Annotated in this window: 10 protein-coding genes, 2 tRNA genes and 3 pseudogenes; 6 read left to right on the top strand and 9 right to left on the bottom strand. The window is 71.5% G+C overall.

Annotation, left to right across the window (positions count from 1 at the left end):
- Nucleotides 1–81: 81 nt before the first annotated feature.
- Nucleotides 82–486 (top strand): annotated as a pseudogene (locus RMT89_RS38570) (glycine-rich domain-containing protein); the annotation flags it as partial.
- A pseudogene (locus tag RMT89_RS38565) lies at nucleotides 485–688 on the top strand (protein kinase family protein); the annotation flags it as partial. The pseudogenes RMT89_RS38570 and RMT89_RS38565, both read left to right, overlap by 2 nt.
- 229 nt (nucleotides 689–917) lie before the next feature.
- Here RMT89_RS38565 and RMT89_RS38560 read toward each other — a convergent pair.
- Both RMT89_RS38560 and RMT89_RS38555 read right to left on the bottom strand, forming a co-directional pair.
- A tRNA-Arg gene (locus tag RMT89_RS38560) sits at nucleotides 918–990 on the bottom strand.
- A gap of 173 nt (nucleotides 991–1163) precedes the next feature.
- Nucleotides 1164–1254: transfer RNA gene (locus RMT89_RS38555), tRNA-Ser, on the bottom strand.
- A 184-nt stretch (nucleotides 1255–1438) separates the two neighbouring features.
- Between RMT89_RS38555 and RMT89_RS38550 the strand changes: the two genes are divergently transcribed.
- Both RMT89_RS38550 and RMT89_RS38545 read left to right on the top strand, forming a co-directional pair.
- Nucleotides 1439–1948, top strand: a complete 510-nt coding sequence (locus RMT89_RS38550; protein WP_315888431.1) for an SSI family serine proteinase inhibitor — start codon at nucleotides 1439–1441, stop codon at nucleotides 1946–1948.
- Nucleotides 1949–2216: 268 nt separating this feature from the next.
- Nucleotides 2217–6203, top strand: coding sequence for a PAS domain-containing protein (locus tag RMT89_RS38545; RefSeq protein ID WP_315888430.1), 3987 nt, complete (start codon nucleotides 2217–2219; stop codon nucleotides 6201–6203).
- 223 nt (nucleotides 6204–6426) lie between these two features.
- On the opposite strand, the gene RMT89_RS38540 is transcribed toward RMT89_RS38545, so the two are convergent.
- The 6 genes from RMT89_RS38540 to RMT89_RS38515 all read right to left on the bottom strand — a co-directional run bounded on the left by RMT89_RS38540 (nucleotide 6427) and on the right by RMT89_RS38515 (nucleotide 11841).
- A complete protein-coding gene (locus tag RMT89_RS38540) occupies nucleotides 6427–8085 on the bottom strand; it encodes a long-chain fatty acid--CoA ligase (RefSeq protein ID WP_315888429.1) in 1659 nt (552 codons plus the stop codon).
- 130 nt (nucleotides 8086–8215) lie between these two features.
- The gene (locus RMT89_RS38535) at nucleotides 8216–8773 is read right to left on the bottom strand and encodes a SigE family RNA polymerase sigma factor (RefSeq protein ID WP_315888428.1); all 558 of its coding nucleotides are present in this window, start codon (nucleotides 8771–8773) and stop codon (nucleotides 8216–8218) included.
- A gap of 146 nt (nucleotides 8774–8919) precedes the next feature.
- Nucleotides 8920–10059, bottom strand: coding sequence for a lipid-transfer protein (locus RMT89_RS38530; protein ID WP_315888427.1), 1140 nt, complete (start codon nucleotides 10057–10059; stop codon nucleotides 8920–8922).
- The gene (locus RMT89_RS38525; protein WP_315888426.1) at nucleotides 10056–10445 is read right to left on the bottom strand and encodes a MaoC family dehydratase; all 390 of its coding nucleotides are present in this window, start codon (nucleotides 10443–10445) and stop codon (nucleotides 10056–10058) included. The genes RMT89_RS38530 and RMT89_RS38525 overlap by 4 nt, the downstream gene beginning before the upstream one ends.
- Complete coding sequence (locus tag RMT89_RS38520) at nucleotides 10442–11341, bottom strand: bifunctional MaoC family dehydratase N-terminal/OB-fold nucleic acid binding domain-containing protein (RefSeq protein ID WP_315888425.1); 900 nt, start codon at nucleotides 11339–11341, stop codon at nucleotides 10442–10444. Before RMT89_RS38520 ends, RMT89_RS38525 begins: the two co-directional genes overlap by 4 nt.
- Nucleotides 11342–11514: 173 nt before the next feature.
- Nucleotides 11515–11841, bottom strand: a complete 327-nt coding sequence (locus RMT89_RS38515) for a hypothetical protein (RefSeq protein WP_315888424.1) — start codon at nucleotides 11839–11841, stop codon at nucleotides 11515–11517.
- Between the two features lie 344 nt (nucleotides 11842–12185).
- On the opposite strand from RMT89_RS38515, the gene RMT89_RS38510 reads away from it, so the two are divergent.
- Nucleotides 12186–13049, top strand: a complete 864-nt coding sequence (locus tag RMT89_RS38510; protein WP_315888423.1) for a bifunctional DNA primase/polymerase — start codon at nucleotides 12186–12188, stop codon at nucleotides 13047–13049.
- Nucleotides 13050–13401: 352 nt separating this feature from the next.
- Here the strand turns inward: RMT89_RS38510 and RMT89_RS38505 are convergent, their stop codons facing one another.
- The gene (locus tag RMT89_RS38505; protein WP_315888422.1) at nucleotides 13402–13791 is read right to left on the bottom strand and encodes a hypothetical protein; all 390 of its coding nucleotides are present in this window, start codon (nucleotides 13789–13791) and stop codon (nucleotides 13402–13404) included.
- A 304-nt stretch (nucleotides 13792–14095) separates the two neighbouring features.
- On the opposite strand from RMT89_RS38505, the pseudogene RMT89_RS38500 reads away from it, so the two are divergent.
- Nucleotides 14096–14285: pseudogene (locus RMT89_RS38500) on the top strand (transposase); the annotation flags it as partial.

The following is a 14285-nucleotide window of genomic DNA, read 5'->3' as shown; positions in this document are numbered from 1 at the left end:
TCGCCTCGAAAACCTTCGAAAGGTCACTGTCCGTACAAGGCATCACGCTGCTGCGGCCATCGAGGAAGAAGGAGATCGCACATGACGGCAACGGCGAACGATCAGAAGACCGGTCGCGCGGTGGCTGGTGAGGAACTGTTCGGGAGCCTCGGCCACTTCGTGGTCGCGCACCACGGCCAGTCCCCCGAGCGTGCCGAACGGATCGCGGACCAGGCCGTGGCGTTCCTCGTCACCGCTGCCACCGCCACGGTGCCCATGGTTCCGTCGGACGACGTGGACCTCGGCCTGCACGCGCTCATCCTGCACACGAAGGAGTACGCCGAGCTGTGCGAGAAGTTCGCGGGCCGCTTCCTGCACCACAACCCGAAGCCGGGCGGGGGCGCCCGTGACCCGGAAATGGTCGCTGCCTCGGCGCGCGCCATGAAGGCCGCCGGGTTCATGGTCTTCGATGACCTCTGGACCGTGAGTGGCGAGAATCTGGCCCAGTCTCCTCATCTCCGCTACCGGCTGGCGAGCGGTCGAGTATCCGGACGATGCTCCACGTCCTGTTCAGCGGGAGGCAGTGGTGAGGGGGAATCGCCGCTCCGTGAAGGTGCCCGGTCAACTCGGTGAGCTGATCGACGCGATGCTCAGCCATGCTCCCGGGGATCGCCCCACCATCTATGAGGTGGGCAAGGCCCTGAGCTGATCACGAGTCCCCGACGACAGGCGTCGCCAAGCGGCCATAACAAGAGACCGGACCACCCCTCAGCCTGGACAGCATCCCAGGTGGTCCGGTCACGGAAGCCCTGATCAGGACCTCGGTGCCGATGGTGCGAGACTGCCGAACGAGCACTTGCCACGTGTGTTTCCAGTACTGCCGTCAAGGCAAAAGCCAAAGGCCCTGTGGATCACTCCACAGGGCCTCTGACATGCTGTGCACTCGGCAGGATTCGAACCTGCAACCTTCTGATCCGTAGTCAGATGCTCTATCCGTTAAGCTACGAGTGCTTGTTCTGTTTTCTCGTCGACCCCGGTCCTTGCGGCCCGCTCGCGGCGACAGGAAGAACATTACATGACTGCCGCCGCCATGTGAAATCCATTAGGCGTACCCCTTGTGACCTGGGGAAACGACCGAAACAGCGAAGCCCCGGTCGGGCGACCGGGGCTTCGGTGATCTACGGCGGAGGCGGAGGGATTTGAACCCTCGATGGGCTTTAAGGCCCAAACCGCATTAGCAGTGCGGCGCCATAGACCGGACTAGGCGACGCCTCCAGCACAGTCGCTCGCGCGAGCGCGAGTGGTGCGTGCCGATGATGACACAGTCGAGCGCGGTGTCACCAATCGCCCCCCACGGTACTAGGCAGGCGGGGTGCGGGGCAAAGCCCTTTGCCGCTGGTGGAGCGGGGAGAGGCGGCCGCGGGCGCAACGTCCCGGGGCAGGGGGCGTTAAGCAAGTCATGTCACACGTCATCCGCGCCGTCGGCGCCCACCGTGCCCCTCGTATCTCTCGCGCCGGTCATCTGGGGCGGCTCCTCGTCGCCACCGGATCCGTCGCCGCCCTGTCGGCCGCCGTCCCCGCTCATGCCGAAACGGTCCCCCTCTCCCTCTTCCCAGGCTCCGCCCGCACCGACGACCACCTCACCGTCACCGTCAAGAACGCCGGCGGCGGCGCCGACGGCCGGTACGAGCTGTACTGCCACCCCGGCGGCGGCGATCACCCCGACATCGCCGGCGCCTGCTCCGCCCTCGACCGCGGTGCCCGCTGGGGCAAGGACGCCTTCGCCCCCGTACCGGCAGGCAGCGTCTGCACCATGCAGTACGGCGGTGCGGCCACCGCACACGTGACCGGGACCTGGGCCGGGCGGCCCGTCGACGCCCGGTTCGACCGCGGTGACGGCTGCGAGATCGCCCGCTGGGACCGGCTCGTGCCCGTGCTGCCCGATCTGCGGCCCGCCGGCCAGGGGTGACCGGCACCGACCGGCAGCGCGGCTCCGTAAAGGTCCCGCGAAGCTCTCGCGAAGCGAAGGGACGCCGGACGGGGACCGACCGGACGTCGACCGGGTGTCGAGCGGACGCGGTCATACGTTCTGGGTCACTTCGTCGTGCGACCTCCCTCTCATCCGGCGCCGCCGTCACACCCCCAGCCCTTAGACTCCCTCGCGTGACACGTGGCGGGCCGGTTGGCAAGATGGCCCGAGCGGTCGGCAAGGTGCGGTAACAGGAGGGAAGCGTCTCGTGAGCAGCAGGCCATCCCGAGGCGCTGCTCGCCTCGCAGCCATACTCGACGCGCTGCCCGATGCGTTGGTGCTGGTCAACGCCAATGGGACCGTCGTCAACGCCAACACCATCGCCCTGGAGGCCTTCGAGGCGCCGGGGACCGCGCTGGTGGGGCGCGGGCTGCTCGATCTGCTGCCGCAGTTCGACTCCAAGCTGATCCCCGGCTCCATGCGGCGCCCCGACCACATGGATCCGCGCGGGCGGACCAAGCCGACCCGGATGATGGCCCGGCGCACCGACGGCACCGAGTTCCCGGTCGAGGTCACGTCCGCGAATCTGGAGAACGGTCAGCAGGCCTACGACAACTACGGCTACGCCAGCGACGAGCTGCTGATGCTCGTCGTCCGTGATCTGTCCGGAACCATCGACACCGAGGCCGAGCTGGCCCGTTCGCAGCGGCAGACCGAGATGATCCTCCGGGCCGCGTCCGAGGGTGTGGTGGGCACCGATACCGACGGGCGGATCGTGCTCGTCAATCCGGCCGCCGCCCAGATACTGGGTTACCGGGCCAGTGATCTCGGCGGGCGCGAGCTGCACGACCTCGTCCTGCACTCCCGTCCCGACGGCACGCCCTTCCCGTACGAGGAGTCCCCGCTCGCCGACACCCTGCGCTCCGGGCGCAAGCACCGGGTGCGCGGACAGGTGCTGTTCGCCAAGAGCGGCGAGCCGGTGCCCGTCGACCTGACCACCGCCCCCGTGCGCGACGGCGACCAGCTCGTCGGTGCCGTGATGACCTTCACCGACCGGCGGCCCTACGACACCCTCGTCGCGGAGAAGGCCGCCGCCGAGAAGCGGCACGAGGAGGAGCTGGAGCGGCTCTCCGAGGAGCACGCCTCCGAGCTCACCGCGCTGCGCCAGAAACATGTGACCGAGGTCGAGGAGCTCCGGGAGCGGCACGAGGAGGAACTCGGCGCGGGCGAGGAGCGCTACGCGGCGCTCGGCGAGCGGGAGAAGGACCGCTACGAGGCGCTCGCCGGGCGGCACGAGCAGCTCCTCACCCTGCTCGCGACCTCGCTGCGCGGGCCCCTGGACGAACTGCGCCGTGAGCTGGCCGCGCTCGCCGCGGACGACGCGGGGCAGCTGTGGCCCGAGGCCAACCAGGTCCTGCACCACCTCTCGGCCGGCTACTCCCGGATCACCACCCTCATCGACAACGTCCTCGGCTACCAGCGCCTCGACACCGGCAGCGAGGGCATCACCCGTACGAAGGTGATGCTCGACGCGGTCGTCGCCGCCGGTGTCGACGGGGCCGTCGAACTCATCGGGCCGGGGCGGGTGCAGTTCGCCGTGCACGCGCCGCCCATCGAGGCCGAGGTCGACTCCCGGATGCTCGCGACCGCGCTGGCGCATCTGGTCGCCGATGTCGCGGGCGTCGACGCGACCGGCAACGCGCCCGTGTCCGCGGGCGGCTACATGGACAACACGGTCGTCGTGGCGGCGGCCCAGCGCGGTGAGGTCGTCCGCATCGAGGTGCGCGGGCCGTACGCCGGGGGAGACCCGGTGCACGAGCCGATCGTGCGCGGGATCGTGCGCGCGCACGGCGGTGTGCTGCAGACGCACGAGGTGCCGGGGATGAGCGGCAGCGCGTTTGTGCTGGAGGTGCCGATCGGGGGCGGGGCCGGGGCGGTTCCGGGCTCCGAGGTCGCGCTTGTCTCCCCTCCGGCTGAGACCGAGGCGGGCGAGCAGACCTCCGGTGGCGGGCGGCGGCGGGCCCGGCGGTCCTCCGTGGACGCCTTCCTGGAGAGCGAGGTGGCCGGCCGGACGGACGGCGCCGAGAGCGAATCCGCGCCCACCGGGCGGCGCAGGCGACGGGCGGCGGAGACGGCGCCCGTTCCGGCCCAGGCGCAGGCACCGGCCGAGGTGTCCGGCGGTACGGGGCGGCGGCGCGGGCGGCCCGCCGAGGTCGCGGGTGCGGACGGCGCGGGCGAGGGCGTGGCCGAGGGAGCGGTGGTCACGGCTGCCGAGCACGCCGCCGGGACCGCGGCCGTGGGTACCGGCCTGGGCGGCACGGTGCCGCCGCAGGGCGTGCCCGCGCCGGGCGGACGGCGGGCCCGCCGGGACTCCGGCGAACAGCACGCGCTGCCCGCGGCGTTGCCCGCGGTCGCTTCCGGGCCGGTTCCGGCCCAGGGCGGCTCGGACGAGGGCGGCTCGGACGAGGACGGACAGCCGACCGGGCGCCGGCGGCGGGCGCTGGCGGCCGCGAACGAGCGTGCGGCCGCGCAAGAGGCGGGACCCCGTACGGTGTTCGCCCTGCCACCGGCCGACGCGGACCGGGCGGAGGGGAACGCCCAGGCGCAGGCCCCGGTCGCGATGCCCGCGCCCACGCCGGTCCCGGTCCCGGCGCAGGCCCCGGCCGCCGCTCCCGCCGCGGACGACGGTCGGCACGACGCCGTACCGCACGACCACGCCGCGGACCACACCCCGCCGCAGCCGCATCCGACGACCGCGCCGACCGGGCGCCGGCGACGGGCCGTGGGGCAGCCGGGGCAGCCGGGTCAGGGGCAGGCAGTCCAGGAGGCCCCGCCCGCCGAGGCGCAGCCGATCCCGGCGGCCCCGCAGCCCGAAGCGCAGGCCCCCGCAGCCGCCCCCCTCCCGGCCGAGGCCCCCACCCCGGCCCAGGGCACCCCCGCCCCGCAGCCGTGGCCCGCCGCGGACGACACCTCCGGCGCCGGTACGGCCGTACCCCCGAAGCCTGCCCAGCCGCAGCCGACCCCCGCCGCGGGCCCCCCCGCGCCGGGGACCCCGTCCCAGGGCACCCCGCTCCCCCCGGAAGCCGGGAAGCCGCGTGCCGCGCAGCCGTTGCCCGCCGAGGCCGCCGCTCCCGTCGATCCGACCTCCACGCAGGGGCGGGCGATCAGTGTGCGGACGTTGGGGCAGGGCGTGCCGTTCACGCGGCAGGCGGTGCAGGTGCAGCAGCCGTCGGCGACGCCTCCCCCGCATCAGACGAACGGTGGAGGACGGCGGCGCAAGCTCGGGACGCGGCCGGATCCCGCGAGTGCCGCGCAGCCGGAGCAGGCGGCGCGGCCCCATCCTCAGGCCGAGCAGCCGCAGCCGTCGCCCGCCGGTCAGTCCCGGCTGGCGCAGGGCACCGAGGGCACGGGACGGTCGTACGCCATAGGCGCTCCGGACAAGAACGCCGCCGAGGGGCCCGAGCCGTTGGACGGTCCGGGCGGGGCGGTCGAGGTGGCGGACACCCCGCGCCCGCAGCCGATGGACGACGAGCTGCCGCCGGAGCCGCTGGACAACCCGCGCCGGCTGCTGGTGTGGCCCGCGCCGGATGTCACTACGCAGCAGGCGCTGAGCGACCGCGGCTACCGTCCGGTCATCGTGCACTCGCGCGAGGAGGTGGACGCGCAGATCGCCGCGTTCCCGGCCGCGCTGTTCGTCGACCCGCTGACGGGGCCGATCACGCGGACCGCGCTCCAGTCGCTGCGGCAGGCCGCGGTGGCCGCCGAAGTGCCGGTGATGGTGACGGCGGGGCTCGGACAGGCCTCGCGGGAGGCGGCGTACGGCGCCGATCCCGCCGTACTGCTGAAGGCGCTGGCGCCTCGGGACAGTGAGCAGCATCCGCCGCGGGTGCTGCTGATCGAGGAGCACGCGGAGATAGCGCTGGCGCTGACCGCGACGCTGGAGCGGCGTGGGATGCAGGTGGCGCGGGCCGCGAGTGACGGGGACGCGGTGACGCTGGCGGGGCAGTTCCGGCCCAACCTGGTCGTGATGGACCTGATGCAGGTGCACCGGCGCCAGGCCGGCATCGTGGACTGGCTGCGCGCCAACGGCCAGCTCAACCGCACTCCGCTGGTCGTCTACACGGCCGCCGTCGACCAGGCCGATCTGCCGCGCCTCGCGTCGGGGGAGACGGTGCTGTTCCTCGCGGAGCGGTCGACGAGCCCCGAGGTGCAGAGCCGGATCGTGGATCTGCTGGCGCGGATCGGCACCAACTAGGGGGTGTTTTGAAAGCCCTGTGCGGTGCCCGCGGTGTTCGGTGCGTGCCCTCGGCGTGCCGGACGAAGGCCCTCGTACTGGACGTACTTGGGTCTTTGGCCGGTGCGGCGAGGGTGCGTGCCGGGCGCCGTGGGTGCTGTGCGGGACTTTCAAAACACCCCCTAGCAGCGCGAAGAGCCCCCGGTAGCGGGAAACCGCCGCCGGGGGCTCTTGAGCGTCCGCGTCAGCTCAGCTCGGTCACGTCCAGCGTGCCCTCCGCGTACTGCCTGCGCAGCACCTTCTTGTCGAACTTGCCGACGCTCGTCTTCGGCACCGACTCGATGACCGTCCAGCGCTCCGGGAGCTGCCACTTGGCGATTCCGGCCTGGTCGGCGAGGAAGGTGCGCAGGGCCGCGAAGTCGGCCGTCGAGCCCTCCTTCAGGACCACCGTGGCCAGCGGGCGCTCGCCCCACTTGTCGTCGGGGACCGCCACGACGGCCGCTTCGGCGACCTCGGGGTGGGACATCAGGGCGTTCTCCAGTTCCACCGACGAGATCCACTCGCCGCCGGACTTGATGACGTCCTTCGCGCGGTCCGTCAGGGTCAGGAAGCCGTCGGGGCCGATGGTGCCGACGTCGCCCGTCTTCAGCCAGCCGTCCTCGCTGAACTTGTCCGCGGGGCGCAGGGGTTCGGCGTCCGGGCCGTTGTAGTAGGCGCCCGCGATCCACGGGCCGCGCACCTCCAGCTCGCCCGCCGACTCGCCGTCCCAGGGCAGGCGCTCGCCGCCCGGGCCCGTCAGGCGGGCCTCCACCGAGGCGGGGAAGCGGCCCTGGGTGAGGCGGTAGCCGAACTCCTCGTCGGTGCCCACCGCGTGGGCCGGCGGACGGGCGATCGTGCCGAGCGGGGACGTCTCCGTCATGCCCCAGGCGTGACAGACCCGCATGCCGAGCTCGTCGAAGGCCTTCATGAGCGAGGGCGGACAGGCCGAGCCGCCGATCGTCACCTGACCGAGGGACGACACCTCACGCGGCCTCGCCGTCAGCTCGCCGAGCAGGCCCTGCCAGATGGTCGGGACCGCCGCCGCGTGCGTCGGCTTCTCGCGCTCGATCATCTCCGCCAGCGGGGCCGGCTGGAGGAAGCGGTCCGGCATCAGCAGGTTGACGCCGGTCATGAAGGTGGCGTGCGGCAGTCCCCAGGCGTTGACGTGGAACTGCGGGACCACGACGAGGGACGTGTCCTCGTCGGTCAGGCCCATCGACTGGGTCATGTTGACCTGCATGGAGTGCAGGTAGACCGAACGGTGGCTGTACACCACGCCCTTGGGGTCGCCGGTCGTGCCGGAGGTGTAGCACATGGCCGCGGCCGCACGCTCGTCCAGCTCGGGCCAGTCGTACGAGGTGGGCTTCCCGGCGAGCAGGTCCTCGTACTCGTGGACCCGTACGGCCGCGTCCGCCAGCAGGGAACGGTCGCCGGGGCCCGAGATCACCACGTGCTCGACCGTCTTCAGGTGCGGGAGCAGCGGGGCCAGCAGGGGCAGCAGCGAGCCGTTGGCGATGACCACGCGGTCGGCCGCGTGGTTGACGATCCAGACCAGCTGCTCCGGAGGGAGGCGGAGGTTGAGGGTGTGCAGGATCGCGCCCATGGAGGGGATCGCGAAGTACGCCTCGACGTGCTCGGCGTTGTTCCACATCAGGGTCGCGACCCGCTCGTCGGCCGCCACGCCCAGGTCGTCCCGCAGCGCGTGCGCCAGCTGGGCGGCGCGGGCGCCGACGTCGGCGAAGGAGCGGCGGTGCGGTTCCGCCTCGCCGGTCCAGGTGGTCACCTGTGATGTGCCGTGGATCGTCGACCCATGGGCCAGGATCCTCGAGATCAGCAGCGGTACGTCCTGCATGGTGCTCAGCACGGCGGTCCTCCCGGGGGCGACATTGCCTACGCGGTGGTAAGGGTTGCGCAGATTCTGCGCGCATACCACGCGGTATGTCACTAGGGGAGGGTGATCGATCACGTCACGTTGCGCTCACCGAGGGATGACGCTATCGCGCCGGGGCCAGCTCCGGGTCCTCGCGCAGCTTGCCGAGCGCCCGGGACACCGCCGATTTCACCGTGCCGATCGACACGCCGAGCACCTCGGCCGTCTGGGCCTCGCTGAGGTCCTCGTAGTACCTCAGCACGACCATCGCCCGCTGCCGTGCCGGGAGCTTCATGATCGCCCGCCACATCGCGTCGTGCAGCGCCTGCTGCTCCGCCGGGTCGGAGCCGCTCGGGCAGGGCTCGGGCTCGGGCAGATCGTCGGTCGCGAACTCGTCGACCTTGCGTTTGCGCCACTGCGAGGTGCGCGTGTTCACCAGCGCCCGGCGCACATAGCCGTCGAGCGCGCGGTGGTCCTCGATGCGCTCCCAGGCGACGTACGTCTTGGTGAGCGCGGTCTGCAGCAGATCCTCCGCGTCGCACGGGTTGGAGGTCAGCGACCTGGCGGTACGCAGCAGTACCGGCTGGCGGGCCCTCACGTACGAGGAGAACGACGGGTACGGAAGGGTCTGCGCCCTGGGTGTGGCGGCGTTCGAAGCGCTGGTGCAGACAGGTGTGGTCATGGCTCCACGCTAGGAGCGGGCACCACTGTCACTCATCGGCCGGAGGTCCCGAAGCAGAGTCCGCCTCAGGTTGTAGGGGTGGGGTCACCGCCACCTCCTGAGGGTGGACGAGAGGACGGGGTCTACTACGGGATGACCCCTGGGGGTCATCCGTCCGCCGTCAGCACAAGACCCGATGTCGGCACCCCCGTCCCGGCCGTCACCAGGGCCCGGGCCGCTCCGGGGACCTGGTTGACCGAGGTCCCCCGGATCTGGCGTACGCCCTCCGCGATGCCGTTCATCCCATGGAGGTACGCCTCGCCGAGCTGACCGCCGTGGGTGTTCAGCGGCAGCCGGTCCTCCGCCACGAAGTGCGCCGCCTCGCCCCTTCCGCAGAAGCCGAACTCCTCCAGCTGCATCAGCACGAACGGGGTGAAGTGGTCGTAGAGGATTCCTACGTCTATGTCGGCGGGCGTGAGTCCCGTCGTGCGCCACAGCTGCCGGGCCACGACCGCCGACTCGGCCAGGGCGGTGAGATCCCCGGTGTGGAAGCCGGTCATCTGCTCCTGGCCCCTGGAGGCGCCCTGGGCCGCCGCGGCCACCACGGCCGGCGGGTGGGGGAGGTCGCGGGCGCGCTCCAGCGAGGTGACGACGATCGCCTGGCCGCCGTCCGTCTCCTGGCAGCAGTCCAGCAGGCGCAGCGGCTCGGCGATCCAGCGGGAGGCCGCGTGGTCGGCGAGGGTGATGGGGCGGCCGTGGAAGTGGGCGGCCGGGTTGGTCGCCGCGTGACGGCGGGCCGTGACGGCGACGGGGCCGAAGGCGGCCTCGGGGGTCAGGCCGTAGGTGTGCAGATAGCGCTGGGCCGCCATCGCCACCCAGGACGCCGGGGTGAGCAGGCCGAACGGCATCACCCAGCCCAGCGCCGCGCCCTCCGCCGACGGCTCCCGCTGCTGTACCCCGGAGCCGAAGCGGCGGCCCGAGCGCTCGTTGAAGGCGCGGTAGCAGACGACGACCTCGGCCGCCCCGGCCGCCACCGCCAGCGCGGCCTGCTGGACGGTCGCGCAGGCGGCGCCGCCGCCGTAGTGGACGCGGGAGAAGAAGGACAGCTCGCCCATCCCGGCCGCCTGGGCGACGGTGATCTCGGGGCTGGTGTCCATGGTGAAGGTGACCATGCCGTCGACGTCGCCGGGCGCCAGCCCCGCGTCGTCCAGCGCCGCCCGCACCGCCTCCACGGCGAGCCGCAGCTCACTGCGCCCGGAGTCCTTGGAGAACTCTGTCGCCCCGATCCCGGCGATCGCCGCCCTCACCGTGCACCTCCGAGAGTGACGGTGGCCGTGCCGGTCACATGCGCCCCGATGCCGTTCGTCCCGATGACCCGTACGGTCGCCGTGTCACCGTCGAGCCGCTCGATCCTGCCGGTCAACACCATCGTGTCCCCGGGGTAGTTGGGGGCCCCGAGGCGGATGGAGAGCTTGCGGAGCATCGCGGTGGGTCCGAAGTGGTCGGTGAGGTAGCGGCCGACGAGGCCGTTGGTGGTGAGGATGTTCATGAAGATGTCCGGGGAGCCCTTCTGCCGGGCGAGTTCCGGGTCGTGGTGCACGTCCTGGTAGTCGCGGGAGGCGACGGCTCCGGCGACGATCAGGGTGCGGGTGACGGGGACGGTGAGCGGGGGCAGTTCGTCGCCGGTCCTCATACGGCCACCCGCCACACCGGAAGGGTCGACTCGTCGTCGTACGCCCGGAATTCGGCCCGCACCGGCAGCCCGATCCGCACCTTGTCGTACGGCACCCCGACCACGTTCCCGAGCATCCGCACACCCTCCGGCAGCTCGATCAGGGCGACCGTGTAGGGCGGGTCGAAGGCCGGGAACGGCGGGTGGTGCATGACGACGTACGAGTACACCGTGCCCTCGCCGCTCGCCTCCACGGTGTCCCAGTCGAGGCCGCCGCAGGCGTTGCAGCCGGGCAGCCAGGGGTGCCGTGGGGTGGCGCAGTCGGTGCAGCGCTGGAGGAGGAGTTGGTGTCGCCGGACGCCCTCCCAGAAGCCCGCGTTGTCGCGGTTGACGACCGGGCGGGGGCGCGGGGGTTTCGCGGGGCGTCTCGCGGGGGCGTACTTGAGGATGCGGAAGCGGTGGGTGCCGACGAGGTCGGGGCCCACCCGGATGTCGGTGCGGGTGGTGACGAAGTGGCCGGTGCCGAGCTTGGTGGTCTTCCGGGCCGAGACCGACTCGATCACCGTGTCGAAGGTGATCTCGTCGCCGGGGCGCAGGGGGCGGTCGTACTCCTGCTCGCAGTCGGTGGCGACGACCGAGGTGCAGCCCGTCGCGTCGAGCAGGCCGAGCAGTTCGTCGTACGCCGCCGAACGGCCCGTATGGCCGGAGAGGCCGCCCATCGTCCAGGCCTGGAGCATGGTGGGCGGGGCGATGGCGTCCGGGCCGGTGTACGCGGGGTTCGTGTCGCCCAGGGCCTCGCACCAGTGCCGGATCATGGGCAGGTTGACGGGGTCCTTGCCGGTGCCTTCGACGGCGGCGGGCCGGCCCTCGAAGGCCTTGAGGCGTCGCAGGGTCAGGTCTTCGTCCTCGGCGTCCATGACTCCCTCCCCTCTTGGGGTTTCTGACTCTCCGTCAGATATGAGGGTTAGTCAAGAGTGCTTGGGGGGGGCGCGGAAAGCGCCTGCGCGGCGATGCCGTAGCACCGCCGCGCAGACGCGTCACACCCCACGGAGCACACCGGGACCGGCACCTTCAGGTGCCGGTCCTCAGCTCACCACCACAGCGGGGGGAAGTTGACGGCCACGTTGTCGTTCCCCTGGTTGATGGCCGTGAACGCGGAACCGTCGACCTGGGCGGTGTTGCTCTGGTTCGAGGCACCGGCGCCGATCGCCTGCTGCTGGGTGGTGGACGAGTTGCCGTTGTTGTTGCCGCCCACCCCGCTGCCGATGATGCCCTGCCAGGCATTCGTGACGGCCGCGCTCGATCCGTCGTCCGCGATGGCGCCGTTGTCCGCCGACGCGACACCGGTGAAGAGGGCGGCCGCGAGCGGAAGTGCGGAGGCGGCGGCGATGACGCGGGCGGTACGGATGCTTGCCATGTTGTTCCTCCAGAACGTGAAGTACGTGAAGCACGTGAAGTACGGCTTCTCCCAAGGCAGTTGGCCGACCGCCCCGGCGTTCGTGCACGACGTCGCGAATCCAGAGTTGCCCACCGAATCCCCGGCGAACCACCCCGGAAGCCGCGATTCGCCCTCAAGCGTGATGACAAGTCGATAAACCCCTTTGCGTGCCTTGAACGCCCTGTTCAGGGCAGTAGGGGCAGCTCCGCCCAAGTGCGACAAGGGGTGAAGCGTTCCGGCAGCTTTCCGGCCAATCCGCCCCGCCCGGCGAGTCGCCGGGGGACCCTCTTCCCTTTTTCGAACACGCGTACGAACATGGATCCATGGCCACCACCGACCGGCAGGCCACGACGCTGGCCCTCGCACACGCCCTGTCAGCCGCCGAACGCGGACTGGCCGTCATCCCCCTGTCCCGGACGAAACTCCCGGCCCTGCGCTCCCCCCACCGCGACGACCCCATCCCCTGCCACGGCGAGTGCGGCCGCTTGGGCCACGGTGTCTACGACGCCTCGACCGACCCCACGCGCATCCGCGAACTGTTCGCCGCCGCGCCCTGGGCGACGGGGTACGGCATCGCATGCGGCCTCCCGCCGCACCATCTGATCGGCATCGACCTCGACACGAAGTCGGACACGGACTCCTCCGCCGCGCTACGCGAACTGGCCCTGCGCCACCTGTTCACCATCCCCGACACGGTGGTCGTCCTGACCCCGAGCGGCGGACGCCACCTCTGGCTCAGCGGCCCCCCGGACGTCGTCGTCCCCAACTCGGCCGGCCGCCTCGCCCCCGGCATCGACATCCGGGGCGCCGGCGGCTACCTGGTCGGCCCCGGCTCCCGCACGGAACACGGCGTCTACGGCACGGCGCCGGGCACCGCGCACCTCGCCCCCGCGGCCTGCCCACCCGCCCTCCTCCGCCTCCTGCTCCCCCCGCCCCGCGCGCCGCACAGCCCGGTGCCCGCATCGGCGGGCGACCACGGCCGGGGCCTGGTCCAGTTCGTCCTCGCCGCGCACGAGGGGCAGCGCAACACCCGGCTGTTCTGGGCGGCTTGCCGGGCGTACGAGGACGGGATCGGGCCCGCGCTGGTCGATCCCCTGGTCGAGGCGGCGCTCGACACCGGGCTGAGCGAGCGGGAGGCGCGGGCGACGATCGCTTCGGCGGCGCGGATGATGGGGCACCGGCCCTGAAACCCCTTTCAGGGCCCGCAGGCGGGCGCCCTAAGGTGCCGACCATGCCCCTGACCCGCATCGCCCTCGCCTCCGGCCGCGCCCTAGTGCCGCGACAGGCAACGTTCGCCCCGTCGCGGCGTGGGGTATGCCGAAGGCCCCTGACATCGGTTCTGGTCAGGGGCCGTTCAGCTGCGGAGGCGGTGGGATTTGAACCCACGGTGACATCGCTGCCACGACGGTTTTCAAGACCTTTCGCCGATCAGCAGGGGTGGCTACTCCCCCGCAGGTCAGACCGGCGAAACCGCGCCGCCGCAGTGGCAGTCACGCTTGTCGTGCCCTCTATGTGCCCCACGCACACGGTCGTGCCCGCTCAGCCACCGGTCACAACGGGAACGATCACTGCGGCGACGGCCGACAGCAACCCGCCCACGGCGAGAGCGCCGTTGAACTTCTCTTTGGCCGTTGGGAACACTGAGCGGCTCAGGCTCCCAAGCTTGCTGCGCAGGAAAATCATCTTGAGCTTCTGCCACCTGTGCTGACGGTTCGTGCACCCCATCAGCAGGCCATAGGCGTTGTTGCGGCAGTAGGTCCGCCCGTCTCGGTTAACTGCCCCACACGAGGCCGGCACCTGGAATGCGATATACGCCGAGACGCTGGCTGACAGGGCCACGATCACCGGCAGTGCCCATTGCTGGCTCCAAGCAACGACCAAGGCAGCAGCCACCATGTATCCCCAGTACAGACGCACTACTTTCCCCATGAATACGCAGAGTATTGGTTCATATGCGCAGCGCATAGACGGGATTCGGACATGGCCCAGCACCACGGCCCTGACCAGGGGCGCCCGTGATGCCGTAGGCGTCGAGGAGTTGTCGCTCGACTCCGAACGGCTCGCCCAGGGCGAGCTCCGGGTACTCACTGATCCAACGTCTGAGGATCCGCCCCCGTTCGGCGATCAGCCACGCCTCCCCGTCGTTCTGCTCGCTGTGGAAGAAGAGTTGGGCTTTGCCGAACTGCGCGCTTCCGGTCTGTTGATCGGGTACACCACCCGGCGGGACGCCATCGAGACCCGCACCGCCTACCGCAACGGCCACCGCGAACGGACCCTTACCACCCAGGCCGGCGACCTGGAACTCGCGATCCCCAAGCTCCGCGCCGGCACCTTCTTCCCCAGCCTGAACGTCGGCGCCGCGTGGACCAGGCCCTCTACGCCGTCATCATCGAGGCATACGTCCATGGCGTGTCCACCCGCAG

Source organism: Streptomyces sp. P17, from assembly GCF_032436805.1.
Classification (GTDB): Bacteria; Actinomycetota; Actinomycetes; order Streptomycetales; family Streptomycetaceae; genus Streptomyces.
Note: the sequence above shows the minus strand (reverse complement) of the source record. Positions and strands in the feature narration are given on the sequence as shown.

What these genes read in the sequence shown, in the direction of transcription:
- RMT89_RS38550 (WP_315888431.1), top strand. Translation starts at nt 1,439, where the DNA reads ATGTCACACGTCATCCGCGCCGTCGGCGCCCACCGTGCCCCTCGTATC.
- RMT89_RS38535 (WP_315888428.1), bottom strand. Translation starts at nt 8,773, where the DNA reads ATGACCACACCTGTCTGCACCAGCGCTTCGAACGCCGCCACACCCAGG.
- RMT89_RS38525 (WP_315888426.1), bottom strand. Translation starts at nt 10,445, where the DNA reads ATGAGGACCGGCGACGAACTGCCCCCGCTCACCGTCCCCGTCACCCGC.
- RMT89_RS38520 (WP_315888425.1), bottom strand. Translation starts at nt 11,341, where the DNA reads ATGGACGCCGAGGACGAAGACCTGACCCTGCGACGCCTCAAGGCCTTC.
- RMT89_RS38515 (WP_315888424.1), bottom strand. Translation starts at nt 11,841, where the DNA reads ATGGCAAGCATCCGTACCGCCCGCGTCATCGCCGCCGCCTCCGCACTT.
- RMT89_RS38510 (WP_315888423.1), top strand. Translation starts at nt 12,186, where the DNA reads ATGGCCACCACCGACCGGCAGGCCACGACGCTGGCCCTCGCACACGCC.
- RMT89_RS38505 (WP_315888422.1), bottom strand. Translation starts at nt 13,791, where the DNA reads ATGGGGAAAGTAGTGCGTCTGTACTGGGGATACATGGTGGCTGCTGCC.